The 22,897-nt window shown below is 71.7% G+C and carries 21 protein-coding genes; 10 read left to right on the forward strand and 11 right to left on the reverse strand.

Annotated features, from left to right (window positions below; all coding sequences use genetic code 11):
- Positions 1-194: 194 nt before the first annotated feature.
- Together IH26_RS55580 and IH26_RS62680 are read right to left on the reverse strand one after the other, a co-directional pair.
- A complete protein-coding gene (locus tag IH26_RS55580; RefSeq protein WP_051807631.1) occupies positions 195-977 on the reverse strand; it encodes a glycosyltransferase family A protein in 783 nt (260 codons plus the stop codon).
- An 11-nt stretch (positions 978-988) separates the two neighbouring features.
- A complete protein-coding gene (locus tag IH26_RS62680) occupies positions 989-2,260 on the reverse strand; it encodes a glycosyltransferase family 2 protein (protein WP_084598677.1) in 1,272 nt (423 codons plus the stop codon).
- A 438-nt stretch (positions 2,261-2,698) separates the two neighbouring features.
- Between IH26_RS62680 and IH26_RS59575 the strand changes: the two genes are divergently transcribed.
- The 4 genes from IH26_RS59575 to IH26_RS0106755 all read left to right on the forward strand — a co-directional run bounded on the left by IH26_RS59575 (position 2,699) and on the right by IH26_RS0106755 (position 5,553).
- Positions 2,699-2,851, forward strand: coding sequence for a hypothetical protein (locus tag IH26_RS59575; protein WP_157437079.1), 153 nt, complete (start codon positions 2,699-2,701; stop codon positions 2,849-2,851).
- 94 nt (positions 2,852-2,945) lie between these two features.
- A complete protein-coding gene (locus tag IH26_RS0106745) occupies positions 2,946-3,881 on the forward strand; it encodes a sulfotransferase family protein (RefSeq protein WP_030435238.1) in 936 nt (311 codons plus the stop codon).
- 27 nt (positions 3,882-3,908) lie between these two features.
- Positions 3,909-4,817, forward strand: coding sequence for a glycoside hydrolase family protein (locus IH26_RS0106750; protein WP_030435239.1), 909 nt, complete (start codon positions 3,909-3,911; stop codon positions 4,815-4,817).
- 289 nt (positions 4,818-5,106) lie between these two features.
- Positions 5,107-5,553: a response regulator transcription factor gene (locus IH26_RS0106755; protein ID WP_245664970.1), complete on the forward strand. Its 447-nt coding sequence runs from the start codon at positions 5,107-5,109 to the stop codon at positions 5,551-5,553.
- Between the two features lie 100 nt (positions 5,554-5,653).
- On the opposite strand, the gene IH26_RS62685 is transcribed toward IH26_RS0106755, so the two are convergent.
- The gene (locus IH26_RS62685) at positions 5,654-5,812 is read right to left on the reverse strand and encodes a diguanylate cyclase domain-containing protein (protein WP_245664972.1); all 159 of its coding nucleotides are present in this window, start codon (positions 5,810-5,812) and stop codon (positions 5,654-5,656) included.
- 12 nt (positions 5,813-5,824) lie between these two features.
- Between IH26_RS62685 and IH26_RS62690 the strand changes: the two genes are divergently transcribed.
- Positions 5,825-6,046, forward strand: a complete 222-nt coding sequence (locus tag IH26_RS62690) for a hypothetical protein (RefSeq protein WP_245664974.1) — start codon at positions 5,825-5,827, stop codon at positions 6,044-6,046.
- A gap of 14 nt (positions 6,047-6,060) precedes the next feature.
- Here IH26_RS62690 and IH26_RS57705 read toward each other — a convergent pair whose 3' ends face one another.
- A complete protein-coding gene (locus IH26_RS57705) occupies positions 6,061-6,222 on the reverse strand; it encodes a helix-turn-helix domain-containing protein (RefSeq protein WP_245664976.1) in 162 nt (53 codons plus the stop codon).
- 85 nt (positions 6,223-6,307) lie between these two features.
- Here IH26_RS57705 and IH26_RS59580 point away from each other — a divergent pair, with 85 nt between their 5' ends.
- Positions 6,308-6,685, forward strand: a complete 378-nt coding sequence (locus IH26_RS59580; RefSeq protein WP_030435242.1) for an STAS domain-containing protein — start codon at positions 6,308-6,310, stop codon at positions 6,683-6,685.
- Here the strand turns inward: IH26_RS59580 and IH26_RS0106785 are convergent.
- Positions 6,630-9,383 (reverse strand): glycosyl hydrolase 2 galactose-binding domain-containing protein, encoded by a 2,754-nt coding sequence (locus tag IH26_RS0106785; RefSeq protein ID WP_084598679.1) that lies wholly within the window; start codon positions 9,381-9,383, stop codon positions 6,630-6,632. The two genes, IH26_RS59580 and IH26_RS0106785, sit on opposite strands and share 56 nt — an antisense overlap.
- Positions 9,384-9,521: 138 nt before the next feature.
- Between IH26_RS0106785 and IH26_RS0106790 the strand changes: the two genes are divergently transcribed.
- Both IH26_RS0106790 and IH26_RS0106795 read left to right on the forward strand, forming a co-directional pair.
- Complete coding sequence (locus IH26_RS0106790) at positions 9,522-11,198, forward strand: hypothetical protein (protein WP_084598728.1); 1,677 nt, start codon at positions 9,522-9,524, stop codon at positions 11,196-11,198.
- Positions 11,199-11,221: 23 nt separating this feature from the next.
- Complete coding sequence (locus IH26_RS0106795) at positions 11,222-11,512, forward strand: SDR family oxidoreductase (protein ID WP_281179708.1); 291 nt, start codon at positions 11,222-11,224, stop codon at positions 11,510-11,512.
- Positions 11,513-11,818: 306 nt separating this feature from the next.
- On the opposite strand, the gene IH26_RS0106800 is transcribed toward IH26_RS0106795, so the two are convergent.
- The 3 genes from IH26_RS0106800 to IH26_RS0106810 form a co-directional block, all read right to left on the reverse strand.
- The gene (locus IH26_RS0106800; protein ID WP_051807633.1) at positions 11,819-14,491 is read right to left on the reverse strand and encodes a hypothetical protein; all 2,673 of its coding nucleotides are present in this window, start codon (positions 14,489-14,491) and stop codon (positions 11,819-11,821) included.
- Positions 14,492-14,630: 139 nt separating this feature from the next.
- Complete coding sequence (locus IH26_RS0106805) at positions 14,631-15,866, reverse strand: WD40 repeat domain-containing protein (protein ID WP_157437080.1); 1,236 nt, start codon at positions 15,864-15,866, stop codon at positions 14,631-14,633.
- A 10-nt stretch (positions 15,867-15,876) separates the two neighbouring features.
- Positions 15,877-16,209, reverse strand: a complete 333-nt coding sequence (locus tag IH26_RS0106810) for a PadR family transcriptional regulator (RefSeq protein ID WP_030435248.1) — start codon at positions 16,207-16,209, stop codon at positions 15,877-15,879.
- A gap of 366 nt (positions 16,210-16,575) precedes the next feature.
- Here IH26_RS0106810 and IH26_RS0106815 point away from each other — a divergent pair, with 366 nt between their 5' ends.
- Entirely contained in the window at positions 16,576-18,345 is a 1,770-nt protein-coding gene (locus IH26_RS0106815) for a DUF1996 domain-containing protein (RefSeq protein WP_051807635.1), read from the forward strand.
- A 308-nt stretch (positions 18,346-18,653) separates the two neighbouring features.
- Complete coding sequence (locus tag IH26_RS0106820) at positions 18,654-19,634, forward strand: pectinesterase family protein (protein WP_245664978.1); 981 nt, start codon at positions 18,654-18,656, stop codon at positions 19,632-19,634.
- 6 nt (positions 19,635-19,640) lie between these two features.
- Here IH26_RS0106820 and IH26_RS0106825 read toward each other — a convergent pair whose 3' ends face one another.
- The 3 genes from IH26_RS0106825 to IH26_RS0106835 form a co-directional block, all read right to left on the reverse strand.
- Complete coding sequence (locus IH26_RS0106825) at positions 19,641-20,756, reverse strand: M20 family metallopeptidase (RefSeq protein ID WP_051807639.1); 1,116 nt, start codon at positions 20,754-20,756, stop codon at positions 19,641-19,643.
- Positions 20,757-20,927: 171 nt separating this feature from the next.
- The gene (locus IH26_RS0106830) at positions 20,928-21,590 is read right to left on the reverse strand and encodes a response regulator (RefSeq protein ID WP_030435252.1); all 663 of its coding nucleotides are present in this window, start codon (positions 21,588-21,590) and stop codon (positions 20,928-20,930) included.
- A gap of 73 nt (positions 21,591-21,663) precedes the next feature.
- A complete protein-coding gene (locus IH26_RS0106835) occupies positions 21,664-22,791 on the reverse strand; it encodes a sensor histidine kinase (protein ID WP_030435253.1) in 1,128 nt (375 codons plus the stop codon).
- Positions 22,792-22,897: the final 106 nt, after the last annotated feature.

The following is a 22,897-nucleotide window of genomic DNA, read 5'->3' on the forward strand; positions in this document are numbered from 1 at the left end:
CCCGGCCGTCGCCACACGCTCACCGCCCAGCTCCCACGGGCGCTCACCGCGCGGCTCCCACGGGCGCTCACCGCGCGGCTCCCACGGGCGCTCACCGCGCGGCTCCCACGGGCGGGTCCCTCACCGCGCGGCTCGGACGGGGGCTCACCGCGCGGCTCACACGGGCGCTGACCGCCCGCGCCCCACCCAGGCGTTCACCGCCCGGCGCTCACCGGGCGGCGAGCCGTCATCACGCCGGCGCCGGCGGCCGCCATCCCGGCGAGGGCGCCGCAGGCGCGCAGCGCGTGGTCGACCCCGCGCCCGCGCAGCGCGGCCCGCAGGTTCCCCAGCACCGCCCGGGGCATCGGCCGCAGCGCCGGCCGCCCCTCCGCGAAGCACCGCCGCAGGTAGGCCGGGAACGACGCGGCGTGCCCCGGCACCTCGTGCCGCAGCACCGCGTCCGGCACGTGCCGCCACCGGCCGCCGGCCAGCGACCGCATCCGCAGCGGCAGCTCCGCCGCCCGCCGTCCGAAGCCGCCGACCTGCCGGAAGACGCTGCGCCGCACCATCATCCCGGCCGGCCGGGCGGTCGGCACCAGGGTCCAGGTCAGTTCGTCGGCGAGCCAGCGCGGCCGCCCGTCCCGCCAGTCCGGCCGCAGCCCGCCGCCGGCGCCGACCACCGCCGGGTCGCGGAGGGCCTCGGCCAGCCGGGCCAGCCAGTCCGGGCCGGCGATCACGTCGTCGGCCAGGAAGGCGATCAGTTCGGTGACCGCGTAGTAGGCGCCGGTGTCCCGGCTGCCGCCCGGCCCCCGGTCGTTCTCCAGCACCGTGACGCCGGCGAGGTCGCGCCGGATCCGCCTGAAGTAAGCGGTTTCCTGGTCGACCACCACGATGATCTCGGCCGGCCGACGGGTCTGCGAGCGGGCGGCCGCGACGGCCCGCACCAGCGAATGCCAGTGGCTCGGCGGCCCGGCCGGGATGACGACGGTGACATCCACTGCGGCACCGCTCAGTTCTCGAGGGCGGAGACGCGGACCGGCTTGCGGTCGCCGGCAGTGGCGCGACGGCTGTTGTCCGGCAGCGCCTTGTCCAGCGGCATGGTGCTGAGCAGGCGGCGGTTCGGCATCCGCCCTAGGCCGGAGGCCGCCACCGCCGTGGCTTCCGCGTGCTGCCCGGAAGGCCGGGCGGCGCCGGCGGGCCGGGCCGCGCCGGCGGACCGGACGGCGCTGGTGGATCGGGCGGCGCTCGCGAGGCCAGCGGGCTGGGTGGGGCCCGCGGACTGGGCGGCGCTAGCGGCGCCGGCGAGCCGGGCGGCGACCGTGGATCGGGCGGCGCTGGTGGACTGGGCGCCAGCGGACTGGGCAGCGCTGGCAGCGCTGGCAGACCAGGCGGCGCCACCGGCCTGGGCGGCGGTGGCGGATCGGGCGGCCCCGGCGGACTGGGCGGCGGTGGCGGGTCGGGCGGCCCCGGCAGACCGGGACGAGACGGTGCGACGGCGGTGGGCGGGTGGGGTCGCCGCTTGGCGGGCGCGCGAACGGCCGTACTCGCTGAAGATGGTCCGCAGCACGCGGAGGCCGTCCCGGAAGGTGTTGAGGTTGCTCTCGCCGTGGATGCGCTCGTGCTCGATGCTGCCGACCTCGCCGACCTTCAGCCCCTGGGCCGCGGCGCGGATGTTGATCATCGTCTCGATCTCGAAGCCGTCGCCCCAGAGCTTTTCGCCGCCGGCCGGCTGGGGCAGGCGGGTGTCCGGCAGGTCGAGCGCCGGGACGACGCTGCGCCAGAAGGCGTTGTAGCCGTAGCAGAGGTCGGTGAACCTGGTGCCGAACAGCACGTTCACCACCAGGTTGAGGCCGTCGTTGCCGAGCTTGCGCAGCGGGGTGATGTCGTGGCTGTGCCCGCCGTGCGAGAAGCGCGAGCCCTTCACGAAGTCGGCGCCGTCGATCAGCTGCTGGACGAAGAGCGGGATCTCCCGCGGGTCGGTCGAGCCGTCCGCGTCGATCATCACGATGATGTCGCCGGTGCTGGCCGCGAAGCCGCAGGCCAGAGCATTGCCCTTGCCCTTACGGGTCTGCTGGACGACGACCACGTCGGGGCGCAGTTCGCGGGCGGCGGCGACGGTGCGGTCGACCGAGCCGCCGTCGACCAGGATCACCTCGGTGATGCCGGCGGGCAGGGCGGCGAAGACGTGCGGGAGGTTGCGCTCCTCGTTGAGCGCCGGGATGACCACGCTCACGGTCGGTGACTGAACGCCGCTACCGAGGGTGTTGTGCGAGAGCTCCATCGGTGGATGCCTTCCCGGGCCGCGACTCGACTGGGGCGGCGGATCCCGGGGTAGATCCGCACGTCGTTCGCTCTGCCGAGAACCGTAGCGCGACATTACTCAGAGTCAAGTGAGCCCGTGATCACTGGGCGAACGACTGCGCTCACCTCGGCAGACGCTCTTGCCTTCGACCGTCACCGCGGTTACCTTGAGTTACGGCCAGTCATAGGGTTCCGGGCGACGGGTGGGGCGAAATGGATGAAAGCCGCAAACCAGGAATTCCATGCCTTACACGTACAATAAAAATATGTCGGAAAAATCTGGGCCGGGATGCTATCGCACCTCGACATCACGAAGCGTCACTATCGGCCTCCAGTACCGTTAGTGCCGGCCGGGAACGGCCGGTGTCCTGTCCGTCGAGGCCGGTAACTGTCGGCCCTCCTCACCGAGGGTGATGCGATGAAAGCCGAAGATGCAGTCTGTGTCTGCGGGCACCCGCACCGGGCGCACGAGCACCACCGTCGCGGCACCGAGTGCGCGCTGTGCGGCCCGCGGGTGTGCTCGCGCTACCGGCGGGAAACCTGGTGGCGGCGGCTGGTGTCGCACGGCTGAGTGTCCCAGCAGGTGGCGACGGGTCGCGAAAACCTACTAACTCTGTAGGCTAGGTTCACTTCAACGTGCGGGCGCACGATCGGAGGGACCCCTCATGCCACTTCCAGACTTCCTGATCGCGGGCGTGCCGAAGGCGGGGACGACCGCGCTGCACGCGGCGCTGGCGCCGCACCCGGGGCTGTATCTGTCCCCCGTCAAGGAGCCCAAGTTCTTCCTCACCGACGGCCCGCCGCCGCGGCACGGTGGCCCCGGCGACGTGCAGACCTACCAGGAGCACGTCTGGCGGCGGGAGGACTACGAGGCGCTGTTCGCCCGGGCCCCGGAGGGCGCCCTGCTCGGCGAGGCCACCCCGTTCTACCTGCACGACCTCGAGTCGCATGGCCGGATCAAGGCGCTCGTCCCGCAGGCCCGGCTGATCCTGCTGCTGCGCGACCCGGTCGACCGCGCGCACTCGAACTGGACCCACCTGTGGAACGCCGGCCTCGAGCCGGAGGCCGACTTCCTCGCCGCCTGCCGCGCCGAGCCGGCCCGGATCGCCGCCGGATGGGCCGCGTTCTGGCACTACATCGGGCTCGGCCGGTACGGGCGGCAGATCGAGCACCTGTACCGGCACTTCCCGCGCGAGCAGGTGCTGGTGCTGCGCTACCGGGAACTGAAGGACAGCCCGGCCGCGACGCTGGACCGGGTATGCGCTTTCCTCGGTGTGGACACCGGCGTGCTCGCCGCGATCCCGAAGGAGAACGTGAACCGGCACGTGGTGGAGGACACCCGGGTCAACGGCGTGCTGCGGTGGCTGCTGCGTACGGGCGGAAATTTCGGCCACCGCTTCCCGGTGCCGCTGCGGCTGGCCGCCCGCGGGCCGCTGCTGACCGTGCTGCACCGCAAGACCGGCACCCGGCCGGTGACCACGCCCGAGGAGCGGGCCGCGCTGCTGCCGCTGTTCGCCGCGGACATCGCGCTCTTGCAGGAGGTCACCGGGGAGCGCTATGACGATTGGTTGTCCGTCGACCGGCACGCTAAGGTCCGATAAGTTCGATTCCAGGTAGGGGAGTCCGATTTGACCACGGGAACCGCCACGTTGCCGCTGCCGCGCTGGGAGGAGACCGCTGTGGTGGTCGAGCCGCCCGGCGACGAGCCCGGGTCCTGGGCCGGTGCGCCCAGCTCGATCGTCGCGGACGGCTGGGTCTACCTCGCGTACCGGCTGCGGCTGCCGATCGGCGAGGGGCGGGGGATCGCGAACGTCGTGGCCCGCTCCCGCGACGGCGTCGGCTTCGAGCCGGTGGCCGAGGTGACCAAGGACCGGTTCGGGGCCGAGTCCCTCGAACGGCCCGCCCTGGTCCGGACCGCGGACGGCCGGTGGCGCCTGTACGTCAGCGTCGCCACCCCCGGCACCAAGCACTGGCGGGTCGACCTGCTCGAGGCGGCGACGCCCGTCGACCTGGCCACGGCCGAGCCCCGCACGGTGCTGCCCGGCGACGAGGCGGTCGGTGTGAAGGATCCGGTGCTGCACCATGACGCGTACGGCTGGCACCTGTGGGCCTCGGTGCACCCCCTGGAGAGCTGGGACGACGCGGACCGGATGACCACCGAGTACGCGACCAGCCCCGACGGCGTGCACTGGACGTGGCGCGGCACCGCCCTCGCGCCCCGGCCGGGGGAGTGGGACGCCCGCGGCGTACGCGTCTCCTCGGTCCGGGTCGACGGCGACGAGATCACGGTCGCCTACGACGGCCGGGCCACCGCCGCCGAGAACTGGGAGGAGCGCACCGGCGTCGCCCGCGGCAAGCGCCAGGCCGACGGCACGTTCGGCGAGCTCACCGCGGCCGAGGGCCCGGTCGGCAGCCCACACCCGCCGTACGGGCTGCGCTACCTGAGCCTGGTCACGCTGCCGGGCGGCGGCGAGCGGATCTACTACGAGGCGACCCGCGCGGACGGCGCGCACGAGCTGCGGACCGAGCCGGCCTGACCGTTTGCTACCGCCCGGTAGCCCAGCGTCCGGGCCCGTGAGAGCGCGATCACGATCGGCGGGGCCGGGCCGCGTGCCGTCCGGCGGGTCCCTTACCGTCATCGATCGACGCATGGTGTGCGCGGTAAACGGCCGCACTGTCGGTGGCGGGGTCCGTCCCACAAGGATGTGGCTCCGCCTTTCCTTTTACCGCTCCCCGCGTGCAACCAAGATTCTTCTGCCTGCCGGCGTCGCCCGGCCGATCGTCAGGCCGCTGGAAGCAAGCAGGTCCGCCGTCAGGAGAACCCAAGTGGTTGCCGTAGTCTCCGAGTTCACCATGCCGTCGCTGTCGCCGGTCGCCGACTGGGCCACCCGCCTGACCGAGCCGACCATCCTGATCGCCGACGACGACGAGACGGTCCGCGACCTGGTCGCCTTCAAGCTGGCCGCGGCCGGCTACCACGCGATCACCGCCGAGGACGGCAGCTCCGCCCTCGACCTGATCCACCGCGAGCAGCCCGACATGGTCATCCTCGACGTGGTCATGCCCGGCCTGGACGGCCTGAGCGTCTGCTACGAGCTGCACTCCTCCGCCGCCACCGCCCAGATCCCCGTCTTGATGCTGAGCGGCCGCGACCGCCAGGTGGACATCGACCTGGGCCTGACCGTCGGCGCCGACGACTACCTGATCAAGCCGTTCAGCACCGCCGAGTTGATCCGCCGGGTCCGCTGGCTCCTGCTCGCCACCGGCGAGTGACCCCACCTTCGACCGTACGAGCGTCAGCCGGGTGCCCGGCGTGCTCGGGCCGCCCGCTGCCAAAGCAGCTCCGCGCCCGGCCGCCGGGCTGTTCCTTGTCTCAGGCCACCCGGTCGGCGACGGCCCGGGGCGGCCTGGCCACCACCCGGTTCCGGCCGCCCTCCTTCGCCGCGTACAGGTGGATGTCCGCCTCCCGCAGCAGCTCTCCCTGCGTGCGATGGCCCTCGGTGCGGGTGGCCACGCCGATGCTCGCCGTCACCGGCCTGCGGGCGTGCGAGGACCTGCTGGCCGCGGCGAGCTGACCATGGCCGCGATCATGAAGGCCGGCGCGCTGCGGGTCATCCGCCGCGCGTACGGACCGGACCGGGCCGAGTCCGTGGCCGGGCGGCCGCCGGAGCGGATCGACCTCGACAACGCCGCGCACACCCGGCTGCTGTCCGAGCTCGGGCTGACCCCGGACGGCCTGTTCGACGAGCTCGGCGCCGAGCTCTGACGACCGCCACCACCTCAGTTGCCGGCCGCGGCGCCGGTCGTGATCCGGATGCGGCTCAGGTGGGCGCTGACGGTGCGGCGCGAGATGACCAGGCGCTCGGCGATCGCCTCGTCGCTCAGGCCCTGCGCGGCGAGGCCGGCGATCTGCATCTCCTGGGCGGACAACCGCGAGCTCACGGACGGGCGCGCCGGCCGCTCGCCTCGCCGGCCGCACGTAGCTCGGCGCGGGCGATCTCGGCCCATGAGCGTGCGCCGAGCAGCCATGACCCTCACCAGCACGAGCCGCGCCATCACCGTCGGCGTGGACTCCGAGATCGGCGCGCTGTGCGAGGCGATCGCGCACCGCCCGGGCCGCGAACTCGACCGGCTCACCCCGGGCGCCATCGCCGATCTGCTCTTCGACGACGTGCTCCCGGCCGGCCACGTGACCGTTCACCTGGCCTTCATCGACGTCCGCGGCCTCCGGGCGTTGGCGCGTACGGCGATCCGGTCACGCCGGGGTGGCGGGTGCCTGCGGTTGCGCGGCGTCGGCACCCGTACCCGGCGCATCCTGTACCTGCTCGGCTGGGCCAAACCGTTCGAGCTCACTCCGGACGGACCGGTACCTCGATCTTCGGGGTGTCAGCGCCGGCCAGGCTGACCAGCGGTGCGGCGCCGCGCAGGTCGGCGGAGCGGTACGTGGCGGTCAGCGTCTGGGACTCGCCGGGGAACAGCGTGATGTCGTTGTCGTCCCACAGCGCCGAGGTCACCTGGTTGTCGCCGGCGGTGTCGCGGCGTACGTCCGCCCGGACGAAGAACGCGACCGCCTTCTTCGCGGTGTTGGTCACCGTGACCGTGGCGACCGTGTCGGCGCCGTCCGGGCCCGGCCGGCTCCGCGAGGTCGCGGTCGCGGTGATCGTGCCGCGCGGCATCGTGCGCAGGTCGCGCATGTCCGCGTACCGGGTGAAGGTGGCCTGCGGCTCGCCGATCGTCTTGGCCCAGTCGACCGCGTCCTGCTGGGCCGGGACCCAGTAGACGTTGCGGTCGAGCACGGCGCCGCCCTGCCGCAGGACCAGCTCGACGAACGTGGTCCCGCTCGCCGTCGGCAGCTTCGGGGTGAGGATCCGGTTGCGCACCTGCTGACCGGCGAGGGTGATGCCGCCGGCGGTCTGGTCGTCGAGCACGGCGCCGGTCCGGTCGTACACCTTCGCCTCGACGGACAGCCCCTTCTGCGTACCGCCGGTGAGGTTGTCGACCGTGACCTTCTTGCTGTCGAGCTCGAGGAAAGCGTGTACCGGCCGGTTGGCCTTGGCCGCGCCGAAGAAGCTGCCGGGCTGGTCGCCGTCGTAGTTGTAGAGGCTCCACAGCAGCGTGGGCCAGCCCTTGTTGGCCTGCCAGTAGATGGTGCCGGTGGCCGGTGCGGTGGCGTTGGTGGAGTGCGCCAGGAAGGCCTCGAACTGGGCGCGGGTGTTCTCGTAGTTCTGGATCTGCGCCTCCTGGACGTAGTCATCGAGGCTCGTCCACGCGCCGTACCGGTTGGTCAGCGCCTGGTCGAAGACGAACAGCGTGCCGAACTTGTAGCCGCCGTGACCGGTCTCGTAGTTCGCGTGGTACTGGTTGACGCTCGGCGACTGCCACAGCGCGGCCTGGTCGGCCGGGGACAGGAAGCGGTTGATCGAGTCCAGCGTCGGTACGGTGTCGCCGGCGCTCTGCTCGGTGTCCAGCGCCCAGGAGCCGCCGGCGTTGGTCTGGTCGCCGCCACCCGCGTGGCTCGTGTCGTACCAGTAGATCGGCGGCACGTAGTCGTACGGTCCCTCCTTCATGCCGGACGGGCCGAGCTTCGCGGTGCTCTTGTACTCGGCCGAGGCCATCACCGGCACGGTGAAGTCGGCCTGCGCGAACCCGTCGAGCGTGGCGGTCTCCTGCGCGGCGGTCGGCGGCTCGTCGCTCCAGCCGATGGTGAAGACGCTGGGGTGGCTGCGGGCGTTCTGGCCGATCGTGAGCGCCGAGTTCCGCAGGACGGCGGCGCCGCCGGACGGGTTCTCCCACGCGTCGCAGCATTGGAAGCCGGCGTACACCAGGAGGCCGGCCCGGTCGATCTGCTGGTAGAAGTCCTCCGGCATGAAGTGGCCCTCGAGCCGGATGGTGTTGACGCCCATGTTCTTGAGGATCGCGATCTGCCGGGCGGCGTCGGCCGAGTCGTAGCGCAGGAACAGGTCGCCGGTGAAGCCGCCGCCCCGCAGCACGATCTGCTTGCCGTTGATGCGGAAGGCACGCGAACCGTCCGGCGCCGGCCCGCCTTTTCCGATCAAGGACGAGGTGACCGTACGGATGCCGAACGTGCCGCCGGTGGAGTCGGACACCGCACCGCCCACCGAGACGGAGGTGTTCAGGGTGTAGAGCGGTTGGTCGCCCAGCTGATACGGCCACCAGATCTGCGGATGCGCGTAGGTGATCGGAGCGAAGGTGACCGTCCGGGTGGCGTTCGCCGGCACGGTCACGGACTGCGAGACGGTGACCGGGTCGGCGCCGCCCGGCCCGGCCACGGTCGCGGTGACCGTGCCGGTCGTCGCGGCCGCGGTGGTGTTGGTGACGTCCGTCTTCACGGTCAGGTCCGAGCGGCTCAGGTCGGCGGCGGTGTCCGGCACGACGTGCGCGTTGCTTTCCGCGAGCGCGCCGGAGACGTGCAACTGGACCGGGAACTGGATGCCGGTGTTGTTGTCCGGCGGCAGCTGGCTCCAGTCGACGTCGTCCAGGGTGAACATCGTGGTCGGATCGTTCGGGTAGACCTCGAGCGCCAGCGTGTTGGTCCCGGACCGCAGGACGCCCGCGAGGCCGACGGTGAAGCGGGTGTACGCGCCGGTCACGGTCGCGCGGGTGGCCAGTTCCCGGCCGTTGACCCACACGTCCGCGGCGCCCACGACCCCGTTGACGATCAGGCTCGCGCTCTGCCCGGTCGTCAGGCCCGGCGTGAAGTCGGCGCGGAACCACCACGGCACGGCGAACTGGGCGGTGGTGACCGGGCCGTTCTTCTTCTGGAAGCCGAGGCAGGTCCGCATGGTGTCGGCGTAGAAGACGTTCGGGCACTTGCCGTTCTGCAGCAGCGCGGTGATCTCGGTGCCCGGCGCGCCGGCGTCATCGGGCGCCACCGACAGCCAGCCGCCGGTGTCGAACCCGGGCGTCGAGATGGCCTGGCCGGTCTGGGTGGCCGTGGCGCTGCTGAGCACCTTCCACCCATCGGCGCCGACGGTGGAGACGGCGGACTGCCTGGCGGGGGCCGCCGGCGTCCTCCGGTCCACCGGCGCGCACGCGGCGGCGGACACGACCAGGGCGAGCACGACGAGTTTCCGGACGATCATGTTCCCTCCCGAACCGGGCGGAGATGACTGTTAAACAGCCTTCCTATTCGTCGCATGCTAACAGACACTGACGCGTTTCGATGCGCTTCGGCAGGGCGGGGCGACAATCGATCGGGCCACATGATCGAATGTGTCTTGATGGACACGGTGCAGGGGAAAAGAGCGCGGACGGCCGGCGCGGCGCTGGGCGCGGTCGTGGCGCTGGCCGCGATCGCGGTGGACTGTCTGGCGGACCTGAACGGCGATGTGCGGTACGCCCTCGGCGGCCTCGAGACGGCCGGCCGCGGTGGCGTCAGCATCTGGGACATCTTCGTGTCCCGGCCGCTCGCCTACAAACTGTTCATGGCCGCGCTCGACCAGGGCCGGATGCTGATCGTCGGGCGGTCCCCGTCGAACGCGGCGAACCTGGTCCTCCGGCTCGAGACGTACGTCCTGGTGATCGCTGTGATCGCGCTGCTGTTCGTGGGTGTCCGGCGGCTCGCCGGGCCGCGTGCGGCGGCCGGGATCGCCGGCGGCACCGGCCTGATCCTGCTCATCGCGCCGCCCTGGCACTTCCTCGAGCCGGACTGGGTCGGCGCGCTCGCCGCCGTGCTGACGGTCGCCGCCGCGTGCGCGCCCCGGCGGCGGTGGGTCGGCGCGTTGCTGGCCGGCCCGGCCGCGATGCTGGTGGTGGCGGTCAAGGCGTCCACCTTTCCGATCGCGCTGATCGCCCTGCTCGTCATCTTCGTGTTCGACCGGCGCCGCGCCGCGTGGACGGCACTGTCCGCGGTGCTCTGGGTCGCGGTCTGGTACGTGCTGACCAAGCACTACCAGCCCTGGGAGTGGACCTGGCTGAGCGACCTGGCCAACCTGGTGCACAGCAAGCCGCAGGGCATCCACATCGCCGACCTGCGCAAGCTGCGGTTCGCGATCGGCGACGCGTCGGTGCTCAGCCCCGTCCTGGTGGTGGCCCCGGCGGCGGCGGTGGCGGTGGTCCGCCGCGAGACGGGCCGCCGGCGGTGGGTGGGCCTGGCGATCGCGGTGGTCGCCGGCGGGCTGTCGCTGGCTCCCGCGTACGGGCAGGCCGAGTGGTTCAACTACCACTTCACCTCCACCGTCGTGCTCGCCGCGGCGGTGTGGGGCGCCGCCTTCGCGCTCTGCCCCGGGTTCCGGTTGCCGCTGGCCGCTGCCACGGTGCTCGTCTCCGCCGTCAGCCTCGTGCTGCTGAGCCGGCCCGCGGACTGGCGACTGGCGCACGCCGGGCCGGTGGTCTGGGCGTACCAGCTCACCGCGCTCGCCCTGGCCGTCGCCGCCTGGTTCCTCGCCGGCCGCTTTTCCGCCGGCCCCGCCTGGTTCGCCCTGCCGTGGTTCGCCGGCGTCGTCGCGCTCTGCGTCGCGCTGCTGCCGCCCGTCCTGCCGACCTTCCCGTACGCGTTCAGCAGCTACGACTACACCATCGAGGTCGGCCGGTCGTCGAACGCGGCCCTGATCGACCTCAGCAAGCGGCTCGGCCCCGACACCCCGGTGCTGTACCTGACGTACGGCACCTTCAACTACGGCATGGGCAACCCGACGACCTGCCGCTACCCGTCGCCGCTGTGGATACAGCGGGGGGCCGTCGTCCCGCGGCTGCGCTCCCGGCCGAGCTACGCCGACAACCTGCGCTGCCTGACCCAGGACCAGAACGCCAAGTACCTGATCATCCACAACGGCTGGTTCTATCTCCAGTGGTCGACCCGCCAGGTGCGGACGCTGCTCGACGAGCGGTTCGACTGCTCCCCGGCCGCCCAGATCCCGGCCCCGGCCCCGCTGACCGTCTGCCCCGCCAGGGGGTAGCCGACACCGTCGGATGAGCGCCTATAAAAGCCGCCGTCATCGCCATGAGCCGAGCCGCCGCCGCCGAATACGGCCGCGACGGTGTCCGCGTCAACGCGATCGCGCCCGGCGCCACGATGACCGAGATGATGGTCGCTTGGCAGCAACGCGACCCGGGCATCGTCGAGCACCTCAGTTCCCTCGCCGCCCTCGGCCGCCCCGGCCGGCCGGACGAGATCGCCGAGGCCGCCGCCTGGCTCCTCAGCGACCGCGCGAGCTACGTCACCGGCATGACCCTCGGCGTCGACGGCGGCACCGCCCCCTGGCCGCACTGAGCTGAGTCATACCGAGCCGACCTATCAGCCGTACTGGGAGGAACAGCTGATCGGTCGAGCTCGCCGGGGTCCATGCGGGCTTTCCATCGGCGTTCCCGCTCGTCGGCCACCGCTGCGCGCTCGGCGGCGCGGGCGGCTTGCTCGGCGGCCCGGCGCATCGCCTGCTGCTGGCGGACGTACGCCCACTGGGCCTGGTGAATCGCCTGTCGCGCGTGCTCGCGCCGGAACTCCATTGTGTAACCATCCGAATCGCTTGCGTGAGTAGAGGGAGCCGTTCGCGTGGCTGCTACTCGCCGCGGGCCGGGATCAGGGCGCGTCGCCCGGCACGCCGACCGCGTCGACCAGCAGCGTCCCGGCGACCACTTCGAGGGTGACGGTGTGCCGGCCGCGCCGCAGGCCGCGCAGCTCGTACGTCTGCTGGAAGTTGGTGGACGCCCGGGTCGGCTGGTTTGTGGCGGTCAGCTCGCCGTCCACCCGGACATCGAGCCGGGCGCTGCCGTCGTTGACGCCCATGACGTCCAGTCCGGTGCCGGTGAACGTGTAGGTCAGCGTGGCGCCGGGGCCCTGGCTGATCGACGCCGATCGCTGGTATTCGTACATGCCGCGGCCGTTGGTGTGGCGCCAGGCGCCGCCGTAGACCAGCTTGGTGGCGGGCGGGTCGGCCAGGTCGTTCATCTCCAGGTCGTCGAGCAGTTCGGCATAGTACGGGGAGTGGCCGGGCACCCGTTCGATCCGCAGGTTGTCGAACCGGGTGTAGTAGAAGCCGCTGGCCAGGTCGACCCGGCCGGACAGGAACGGGGCGTCGTCGCTCCACGCGAAGACCTGGCGGCCGTCGACGAATCCGGTCACCTGGTTGCCGGCCACCCGGACGGCGAGCCGGTGCCAGCGGGCCGCGTCGAACCCGTCCAGGGTGCCGCCGGCGATGGTGCTGCCGGTGCGGCGGAATTGCCAGGTGCCGTCGGATCCCAGCCGCAGCGCGTACGGGGTGCCGCTCAGGCTGTGCGAGTTGCCGCCACCGGTCGACCGTGCGCCGATGGCCGCGTAGTTGTCGGCGGCCGGTGCCCGGTCGAAACGCACGTCGACGCGGGCCTGGTAGTCGGTCCACCGCAGGTCGCCGACGCCGGTGATCGGGTCGGCGTTGTTCCATGCGCGGCCGACGCCGGTCGCCGTCCGGTCGATCTGCTGGCGCAGCACGTAGTTCCCGTCGTCCGCCCGGACCGCCTCGAACGCGCCGTTGCGATCCCAGGTGTAGAGCGGGTCGGCTCCGGTGTCGCCGCCGCGGGAGCCGGCGAAACTCGTCCGCCGGTTCGTGACGGCGCCGCCCGGGCCGATCACCGGCACGGTCTTGCCGCGGTAGCCGAAGTCGTCGGACCAGAGCACGCCGTGCGCCGGATCGGCGTCCAGCACCGGGCGCCGGCCCTCGACCGGCAGCGGCGTGGTCCACTCGCGGTCGCCGGTCACGTCCAGCGAGGTGACGGTGACGACGGAGTACGGCTTGACCTGGACGGTGTAGGCGCCGTCGGCGCCGGCGGTGAGATCGCCGACGTGCCGCTTGTAGTTGGCGTCGAAGGCCTGGCCCGGGTCGGCGGCCCGGGTCTCCCAGGCGGCCAGCGTGGGATGCGCGCCCAGCCGGAACCCGCTCGGCGTGATCCGGTACGTCCGCGGGTACTCCGAGTCGTTGACGAGCACCGTCGAGAAGCCCGTCGCGTCCGGCGCCGCCATGGTCAGGTAGTCGGGCAGCCCGTTGCGCCCGACGACGGGGTTGGTGCCCGTGGCGGTGGACGCGCTGGCCCGCGGGACGAGCCGCCAGATCCCGGCGGTGTTCGAGGCGTTCTCCCAGCCGGCCCGCGCGAAGCTGGTGAAGTGCTGCAGTACGGCCAGGCCGGCGTCGTAGTGCATCCAGCCGGACCACGGGTCGCGGGCCGAGACGAGCTCCTTGAACGCGTACTGGCCGCCCTCGTAGAACGAGCCGATCGCCGGCTGGTAGATGAAGTGTGTCCGCCGCGAGTTCACGAAGCCCTTGACGATCGTGTTGGCCATCTCCAGCGACCCGCCGGACCCGCCGATGCCGGTGCCGGCCACGGTCGGGTCGGGCGTGTTGTTGTTCGGCCGGAACGCGGAGTTGCTGAAGGTGGCCTGGGCCTCGCTGTTCCAGATCTCCTTGTCGTACACCTCGGCGAGCCGCTTGAAGTCGCCGGCGCTGTCGTCGTCGGTGTTGTAGTGATAGCCGGCCACCGCCACCGCGGAGCGGAGGTCGGCGTCGCCGGCCATCGCGGCGCCGAAGCTGCCGATGCCCGCCTCGTCCGAGATGACGATCTTGATCCGATGGTAGCGCTCCGCCTCGCCGGGCCGGAAGCCGGTCGTGTCCGTACGCACCAGGTCCGCGTACCGCTCGGTCCACGCGAGGTCGGGCGTGGCCTCGTTCACGCCCGGGTTGACGTAGTCCACCATGAACCCGTACGCGCGGTAGGCCGCGAGGATCGTGTCCTTGTACCACCGGTAGATCTTGTCGTTCGTGTCCGCCCAGGCCGGTGCGTTCCACCGCAGGATGCTCACCTTGAGGCCCGGGTTGACCTTCTTGGCGTCGGCGGCCAGCTGGAAGCCCGGCGCCCGCGCGACGTTGGCCGGCTCCGACTCCCAGCGCATGGTGGCCGGGTCCGGTCCGGTCGAGTTGTTGCGGTCGTTGCCCATCTCGATCTTGACGTGCGTCATGATGGGATGCTCGCCGCCGAAGAGAACCCGGAGCAGCCGCGCGTAACTCGCGGGGTGCTGGGCCTTGTAGTCGAGCAGCAGCGCGCTCGTGCTGTTCGCGCTCAGCACGCCGAATCCCTTGAAGGTCAGGCCGTTGACGTTGCCCGCGGCAATGTCGCCCGCGTTCACCGTGACATCGACGGTCTGCCCGGCGCCGGCGGCGACCGCGGCAGAAGGGCGCAACGGCGTCGTCATCCCGTAGACGACCAGACATGCGACGACCGCCATGGACACACGCCTACGTCTCATAACGGTCCATTCCGCTCCGTGATGGGGACGGCAGGAATCTATCCAGGCCGGGGAAATCCCTGAACCAAACGAACACAAACGTTCACAAGGGTTCACGAACGTGCTGCGCCGCCGCTTGCTAGAGCGTCCAGACGTGGAGGGTGTCGGCGCCGTGGGCGGCGCTGACCAGTGCCCGGCCGTCGGGAGTGAGCATGAAGCTTCCGGGGCCGGCGTCGGCACGGGTCAGGTCGTCGACATGGCGGCATCGGGTCCGGTCGGTGACGTCCCAGCGGACCGACCTGACGCTGCCGAGCACGCTGCTCAGGGTCCGGCCGTCGAGGCTGAACGCGAGCACGCTGCCGACGGTGGCGTCCGGGGCCGGGCCGACGGGGCCGTCGTCCATGCTGGACGCGACGGTGGGCGACGCGGGATCGGTCACGTTCCACAGGGTGAGGTGCCCGTGGACGGTCGCGGTGGCCAGCGTGGCGCCGTCCGGCGAGAACGCCAGATCCCCGAAGGGCGGCTCGTCGTGGCCGAAGACGACGGTGGTCAGGGACCTCGGCGCGCTACGGTCCGCGAGGCTCCAGAGGGTCACCTGGTCGGAGCCGCCGCTCTTGATCGCGAGCAGCCGTCCGTCCGGAGAGAACTGGCTGGGGCCGATGTCGTGGCTGGAATCGTCGGCGGGCTGCCGGGGCGGCGGGGTCAGCGATCGTGGCCGCGCGGGATCGGTCACGTCGTAGACGAGGACGCCGCCGTGGTAGCCGACCGCCAGGCTACGGCTGTCGGGGGCGAAGGCCATGGCGGACGCGTGGCGGGTGTACTCGGGTAGGGCGGCTGCCCGGGCCGGGCGGGTGGGGTCGGTGATGTTCCACAGCGTGACCCGTTTGCCGATGACGGCGAGTGTGTGCGCGTCCGGCGAGACCGCCAGCGTCGTCCCGGCGTCGAAGTGGGACAACAGCATCGGATGGCGCGGGTCGGTGATGTTCCACAGTCGTACCCGGGACGCGCCGCTGCTGGTGGCGACCAGCCGCCCGTCACCGGACACGGCGAGGCCGTGCGCGCCGGTCATGCCGAACTCGGTCTCCTCACCGAACGCCAGTTGCACGCCGACGAATGCGGCCGGCATGGCGGCCACGGTGGCGAGCAGGGCCGCACCGGTGCGGAGGAACCGGCGCAGGGTCGCCGAGGTGGCCGGGCGGTAGGCGGGGTCGAGCCGGGTGGCGGCGGCGTTGGCCGCGAGGTTGACCACGGTGCGTACGGAGACCTGGTGCTGGTCGAGCACTTCGAGGATCTCTTCGGCGTAGCGTTCCCGCCACCGGCGCGGATACCAGCCCACCATGCGGCGGGCGAGACGTTCGGCCCAGGTCGGGTTCATCGTGGTCACCTCACGCCGATGCCGGGCGGGCCGGTCTGGTCCGGGCCTGCCCGACTCGGGCGATCTCCCGCATCGACTGCAACTGCTGGGCCAGCACCGATCGGCCGGCGGCGGTGATCTGATACGGGCGCCGTCGCACCTCGGTGGCCATCGGCGTGATCCAGCCCTGCCGCTCGAGCCGCGCCAGGGCGCCGTAGAGCGTGCCGGGTTCCATGGCGACCCCGCTGAACTCCGCGACGTCGGTCATGATCGCGTAGCCGTGCTTCGGGCTCTCGGCGAGGCTGGTCAGGATCAACACCGAGGGGTCGGCGAACCGGCCCGACTCGTCGAACTTCGTATGCATCGCCACGCTCCGTTTACTAAGTACCGCGAAGTACGTGGTTCTTAGTAGTCGGAGCACGCCACGATGTCAACCCTCACCGGATCGCTCCTAGGCAACTTCGGGCGTGATCGGCATGCGGGTCCGGTACGGCCACGCAGCGCGGGCCGGCCGCGTGCGCCGCGGCCGACGATAGGGCCCCCGACCGCCGCCGGGAATGGCTTGGGGAAATCGTTCAGCGGTTCGTAATAGATAGCCGGGAAACAGGATCCGGGTTCTTACGAAACGATGACCGCGCCGCCGCCCGCCGATCCGCGCGCTCCTGACCTTTCGTATCGGGTGGACGAGGGCCGATGCAGAGGCCTGCGTCTCCGCGTTGAGAGGAATGACATGAGATCTCGTTACAAGCGGCCGGCCAAGGGAAATTCGGCAGTCGTGCGGGTGGTCGCCGCGGCCGCGGCACTCGCGGCGACGGGAGCGCTCGTCGTCACGTTCGTGTCCGGGGGTGGAAAGGGCAGCGCCGACGCGTCCACCAGCCTGGACGAATACGTTTCGATCAATCGCGTCAAGCCGGATGTCGTCATCCCGAGAAACGGCCGGAACGCCTCCGTCGGCCGGTTCACCGTGGATTGCGGGACCAACGGCAACGGCAAATTCAGCCCGGACAACCCGGCTGCCCAGCCCGGCATCAAGAACGGTGCGGAGCACCTGCACGACTTCGTGGGCAATCTGGCGATCACCGCGTTCTCCTCGAACGCCGACCTGGACGCGTCGGGCACGACGTGCCGCGATGGCGACAAGTCGGCGTACTTCTGGCCGGTCGTGCGGATCGACAAGTCGGTACGGGCGAGCAACGACCAGGTCCGCCAGCAGCTGGCCGGCACGTCGGCCACGGTGGTGTGCCCGCCGGTCCGGGACCGCCTACCGGCGGTGCCGGAGGGAGTCGAGGACTCGGTGAACAGCCTGCTGGCCACCATGGACCGGATGGAGAGCTCGGCCGACCGGAAGGTGCTCGCGGCCCGGGGGGTGAACGCGCAGCTGAACAACGACGTGCTGCGGCAGTTGCGGTCGGCCCGGGCACGGGCGCTGAGCCAGATCGGCGACGCGATCCGGAACGCGGGCGGCCAGTGGCCGGCCGGCATGGTCTCGATGGCCGACTGCGACGTCAGCTACGACGCCCTCCACGCCGCGCTGCACGCCGAGCACGCGGACGCGGGATCGGCGGCCAATCCCCAGGTGCAGTGCCCGAGCGTGCGCGACAAGCTCCCGGGAGTGCCGGGGCGGGCGCTGGACGAGGTCAACCGCAACCTCGCCGAGTTGGACCGGCAGATCTCGGAGGCGAACCAGCGGCTGGTCACCACCCGGGGCCAGGGCGGCCGGAACTTCGTCCAGAACGCGATCCTCGGCCCGCTGCGGGCGAAGCGGATCGCGGTCCTCGACCGGATCGCCATCGCTATCGGCCGGAACGGCGCACGGCCACCGGGGCTGGACAAACTGGCGGGCTGCACCGTCGACGGTCAGCAGCAGAACGGCCAGAACAACGGGGGCGGCCGGCCGACCGCCACTCCGTCGGCGAGCGCCGGCCCGCTGCCCGGCCCGGAGGGCCGCAACCTCGAACTGCCCAACAACACGGGCCGCATCCTGCGACCGGCGTCGGTGCTGATCGAGTACCGCGGCAACGCGGTGAGCAAGGTCGTACCCATGCCGAAGTTCCTGCGCGAGCTCACCGGTGACGCCAAGCCGACCAGCCGCGGACCGGCGAACGCCCGTTCCACCTGGACCTGCTCCGGGTTCGAGAACCGGCTGTCGGACAAATACCCGATCTGCCCCGAGGGCAGCCAGGTCAAGCGGGTTCAGGACTTCCCCGGCTGCTGGGACGGCAAGAACATCGACAGCGACAACCACCGCAGCCACGTCGCCTTCGCCGACAAGAACACCGGTGCCTGCCCGCAAGGCTTCGTCGCCATCCCGCAGCTGCGCATCACCCTCTCGTACACCATTCCGCAGGACGTGCAGATCAAGGGGCAGTACGCCCTGGACTCGTTCCCCGAGGAGAACCACAACCCGTTCTCGGATCACAACGACTACATCAACGTCAACTCGGCGCAGACCATGCAGCGCATCGCGACCTGCATCAACAAGGGCACGAACTGCAGCTGACCCCGGCCGGCCGACCCGGGTGGGAGCCCAGCGGCTCCCACCCGGATTCGGCGTCAATCAGCGTCATCCTCCCGGGCCGACGACGTGATCGTCGGGTAATCGGCGTCATCCGCGCGGGTCTGCCTCCTCGCGCTTGCCGAGTGAGTTGACTCCGTCGCGTGGGGGTGCATAGCCTGGCCGGACATCGACAGGTATCGCTGCGCGTTGGCCTACTCCCCGGCGGTTCCGCGATGTCTCGCACCCACGCCCGCGCGCGCTCCTCCGGTCCACCGTCGGCGGGGCGTCGCGCATTCGCAAAGGAGTTGGTTTTGCGTACGTCGCGAAGATCGGCCCTCGGGGTCGCGGTTCTGCTCGCCGTGCCCGCGGCTTTCCTCGGCATCACCGCCCTGTCCTCGGCGGCGGCCACCACCCTGACCGTGGCGGCGGACGGCTCCGCCACCTACCGGACCGTCCAGGCCGCGGTGAACGCGGTGCCGGCCAACAACGCGAGCCGGGTCACGATCACGATCAAGGCGGGCACGTACCGGGAGAGCGTGATCATCCCGTCGAACAAGCCCTACATCACGCTGGAGGGTCTCGGCTCGACCGCGGCCGGGACGGTGATCGTCAACAACAAGCCGGCGTCGACGGCCGGGACCACCGGGTCGGCCACGGTCTATGTGCAGGCCAAGGAGTTCTACGCCAAGAACCTGACCTTCTCCAACGACTACGACGAGGCGGCGAACGGCGCGTCGCAGGCGCTCGCCCTGGCGCTCTACGGGGACCGGGCGCGGCTTGGCAACGTGCGGGTCCTCGCCGACCAGGACACGCTGCTGATCTACAACAATGCCCGGGCGTACGTCTGGAGCTCGTACATCGAAGGCACCGTGGACTTCATCTACGGCAACGGCAGCGCGGTCTTCTACGCCTGCCAGATCTACGAGAAGCGCGGCAGCGGCGGCTACCTCACCGCGGCGAACACCCCGTCGAACCAGACGTACGGCTTCCTGATCTACAAGTCGACGATCACGGGAGCGACGGACAACGTCACCTACCTCGGCCGGCCGTGGGGCGCCGCCGCGCAGGTGACCTATCGGGAGTCGTCGCTGAGCGCCACGATCCGGGTCGCGCAGCCGTGGACCGACATGTCCGGCAACTCGTGGAAGAACGCGCGCTTCTACGAGTACAGGAACACCGGCGCCGGCGCGACCACGAACGGCAACCGCACGCAGCTCACCGACAGCCAGGCGGCCAACTACACCCCGCAGAAGTACCTGGCCGGTTCGGACGGCTGGAACCCGATCGGCTGACCCGGCTCAGGAGAAGTCGCGCAGCCAGCCGAGCAGCGCGTCCCGGTAGGGACGCAGCGTGGTCAGGTCGACGTATTCGGCCGGTCCGTGCTGACCGTCGCCACCCGGCCCGAAGATGACGGCGTCGATGCCCAGCGCGTGGTAGTAACGGGCGTCGGCGGCGCCGTGCTTGCGAAGCAACGGGGCCGGGTGGCCGGTCGCCCGGATCGCCTTGCGCAGGGCCACGACCCCTGGGCCCTCCGGGTCGGCGTGGTGCGGCGCCCCCCACGCGTCGACGGTCACCTCGGCGCCGGTGACCTCGCGCAGGTGGGCGGCGACATCCGGGCCGGTGAAATCCGGATCGGAGGGTGGGAAGCGGATGTCCAGACGAGCCTCGGCCGCGGCGGGGACCTGGTTGTACGCCTGGTTCGGGGTCTCGATGCGGGCCACGTTGACGGTGGTGGCCCACTCCTCGGCGGCGGGGACCGGGTAGCGGGCCAGCAGCCGGTCGATCGCCGCGGTCAGCGTCAGCAGCGCGTTGGAGCCGAGCCACGGATAGGCGGCGTGCGCGGCACGTCCGGTCGTCCTCAGCCGGGCCTGGCAGATGCCCTTCGACTCGGTGACCACGCGCAGGCCGCTCTGCTCGCCGATCACGACGAATTCCGCCCGCACGCCGTGCGCCATTTGGTGTGCGGTGCCGTCGGCGCCGCCGACTTCCTCGTCGGTGACCAACTGCAGACCTATGCCGTACGGGAGGGTGGCGGCGGCCTCCCGGAAGACGGCGGTCAGCACGAGCGCGGCGGCCTTCATGTCCTGGGCGCCGCGGCCGTAGAAGCGGTCGCCGTCGCGCCGCGGGACGAACTGGTCGTCGGGGGCGGGGACCACGTCGAGATGAGCGTTCAGGATCACTTTGGGATCGGTGGCTCCGGGAGCGGTCAGCAAGGCGCTCGGCTTGCCGTTCGACTCGAAGCGGCGAACGGCGAGGCCCGGTCCGGCCGCCTCGATCACCAGGTCGAGGGCGCGGCGTAGCTCGGCGGGGCGGTCGGCCGTGGAGCGGATGGTGATCAGCTCGGCGAGGCGGGGCACGAGATCCTCGACCGAGCGGTCGACCGTCGGCGCGCCGGTGCCATCGGGGTCGGTCATCGGTGCCTCGGTTCGGTCATCGGTGCCTCGGTTCGGTCATCGGTGCCTCGGTTCGGTCGGGCGGTGCCTCGGTTCGGTCGGGCGGTGCCTCGGTTCGGTCGGGCGGTGCCTCGGTTCGGTCGGGCGGTGCCTCGGCTCGGTCGGGCGGTGCCTCGGCTCGGTCGGGGTCGGTCATCGGCGCCTCGGGGCGATCAGGCCGGACTCGTACGCCCAGACCACCAGCTGGGCTCGGTCGCGGCAGTGCAGCTTCATCATCGCCCGGTTGACGTGGGTCTTCACGGTCAGCGGGCTGATCACCATGCGGTCGGCGATCTCGTCGTTGCTCAGGCCGCGGGCGACCAGTTCGGCGATTTCCTGTTCGCGGGCGGTCAGCATGTCGCGGCCGGCGGCCGGGTCGGTGGGCTGCGGAGCGGTGACGAACTCGCTGATCAGCGTGCGGGTGACGGCGGGGGCGAGCAGCGCGTCGCCGCGGGCCACCACGGCCACCGCCTGCAGCAGGTCGGCCGGGTCGGCGTCCTTGAGCAGGAAACCGCTTGCCCCGGCCCGGAGCGCGGCGAACACGTACGAGTCGAGCCCGAAGTTGGTCAGGATCAGCACGCGTACGCAGGCCAGCCCGGGATCGGCGGCGATCCGGCGGGTGGCCTCGATGCCGTCCAGGCCGGGCATCTGGATGTCCATCAGCACCACGTCCGGGCGCAGCCGGCGGGACTGGTCGACGGCGGCGGCCCCGTCGGCGGCCTCGCCGACCACCGCCAGGTCGTCCTCGGCGTCCAGCAGCGCCCGGAAGCCGGCCCGCATCAGGGCCTGGTCGTCGGCGAGCAGCACCCGGATCACGCGTCGCCGCCCAGCACCCGGTTCATGCGTCGCCGCCCAGCACCCGGTTCCGCGCCGCCGCCCAGCACCCGGTTCATGCGTCGCCGCCCAGCGGGAAGACCGCCCGTACGGCAAATCCGCCCTGGTCCCGACGGTCGGCGTGCAGCGTCCCGCCCAGCCCGGTCACCCGCTCCCGCATGCCCCGCAACCCGACCCCGGGCGTCACCGCGCCCGGGGTAAGCGCTTGCCCGTCGTCGGTCACCGAGACGGTCAGCAGCGCGGGGGAGTAGTCCAGGCGCACCTCGGCCGTGGCCGGGCCGGCATGCCGGGCCACATTGGTCAGCGCCTCCTGCACCACCCGATACCCGGCCTGGTCCACCTCGTCGGGCAGCGGCGGCGGGGAACCGGTGACGGTCACCTGCACCGGCACCCCGGCGGCCCGGGTGCGCTCGGCCAGCTCGTCCACCCGGGACAAGCCGATCCGGTCGGCGTCGGCCGGCGAGCGCAACACCTCCAGGGTCGCCCGCAACTCGCGCATCGCCTCGCCGCTCGCCTCCTGGATGGCCAGCAGCGCCGCGGACGGCTCGTCACCCTGCTTGCGGGCCAGGTGCACGGCGATGCCGGCCTGCACCTTCACCACCGAGATGCTGTGCGTCAGCGAGTCGTGCAGGTCGCGGGCGATCCGCAGCCGCTCCTCGCCGGCCCGGCGCAGCGCCATCTCCTCCCGGGTGCGCTCGGCCTCGGCCGCCCGCTGCTCGACCTGCTCCAGGTACTTGCGGCGCTGCCGGGTGACCAGCCCGGCCACGTTGGCGGCGACGAACCAGCCGAGCAGCAGCGAGGTGCGCTCGAAGATCTGCTGGCCGAGCGGGCCGGGCGCCACCGAGATGTCCTTGGCCAGGAACCCGGCGAGGAAGACGACGCTGGCGAGCCCGGCGGCCACCTTGTAGCCGCGCCAGGCCGCCACGTAGACCGTGCCGAGCACCGGGAACGCGGCGGACACCCCGGCATGGACCCGGATGTGCAGGGCGAGCATCGCGGCGGTGGTCACCAGCATGGCCGGCACCGGGAACCGCCGGCACAGCGCGACGGCCACCGCGGTGACCACGATCAGCGCGACGTCGAGCGGGCGGACCGGGCCGGCGTCGGGCGCGATCGCGGCGTCGGCGAGCAGCAGCGCGCCGATCGCGACGCCGCCGAGGGCGAAGGGAAGGTCGGGACGCATGACCGCACTGTAGGACGGCGGGCCGGGCCGGTCATCCTGCATTCGCAGTACGTGGGAGTACCGCGCCGGTTGTGCCCCGGGCCGATCAGGTGCCTGCGGCGGCACG

This window comes from Actinoplanes subtropicus (assembly GCF_000721705.1).
Classification (GTDB): domain Bacteria; phylum Actinomycetota; class Actinomycetes; order Mycobacteriales; family Micromonosporaceae; genus Actinoplanes; species Actinoplanes subtropicus.

Bases quoted from the DNA above. Each gene is read 5' to 3' on its own strand.
- IH26_RS62680 (WP_084598677.1), bottom strand. From the start codon at position 2,260: ATGGAGCTCTCGCACAACACCCTCGGTAGCGGCGTTCAGTCACCGACC.
- IH26_RS59575 (WP_157437079.1), top strand. From the start codon at position 2,699: ATGAAAGCCGAAGATGCAGTCTGTGTCTGCGGGCACCCGCACCGGGCG.
- IH26_RS0106745 (WP_030435238.1), top strand. From the start codon at position 2,946: ATGCCACTTCCAGACTTCCTGATCGCGGGCGTGCCGAAGGCGGGGACG.
- IH26_RS59580 (WP_030435242.1), top strand. From the start codon at position 6,308: ATGACCCTCACCAGCACGAGCCGCGCCATCACCGTCGGCGTGGACTCC.
- IH26_RS0106785 (WP_084598679.1), bottom strand. From the start codon at position 9,383: ATGATCGTCCGGAAACTCGTCGTGCTCGCCCTGGTCGTGTCCGCCGCC.
- IH26_RS0106790 (WP_084598728.1), top strand. From the start codon at position 9,522: ATGGACACGGTGCAGGGGAAAAGAGCGCGGACGGCCGGCGCGGCGCTG.
- IH26_RS0106800 (WP_051807633.1), bottom strand. From the start codon at position 14,491: ATGGCGGTCGTCGCATGTCTGGTCGTCTACGGGATGACGACGCCGTTG.
- IH26_RS0106805 (WP_157437080.1), bottom strand. From the start codon at position 15,866: ATGAACCCGACCTGGGCCGAACGTCTCGCCCGCCGCATGGTGGGCTGG.
- IH26_RS0106810 (WP_030435248.1), bottom strand. From the start codon at position 16,209: ATGCATACGAAGTTCGACGAGTCGGGCCGGTTCGCCGACCCCTCGGTG.
- IH26_RS0106815 (WP_051807635.1), top strand. From the start codon at position 16,576: ATGAGATCTCGTTACAAGCGGCCGGCCAAGGGAAATTCGGCAGTCGTG.
- IH26_RS0106825 (WP_051807639.1), bottom strand. From the start codon at position 20,756: ATGACCGACCCCGATGGCACCGGCGCGCCGACGGTCGACCGCTCGGTC.
- IH26_RS0106835 (WP_030435253.1), bottom strand. From the start codon at position 22,791: ATGCGTCCCGACCTTCCCTTCGCCCTCGGCGGCGTCGCGATCGGCGCG.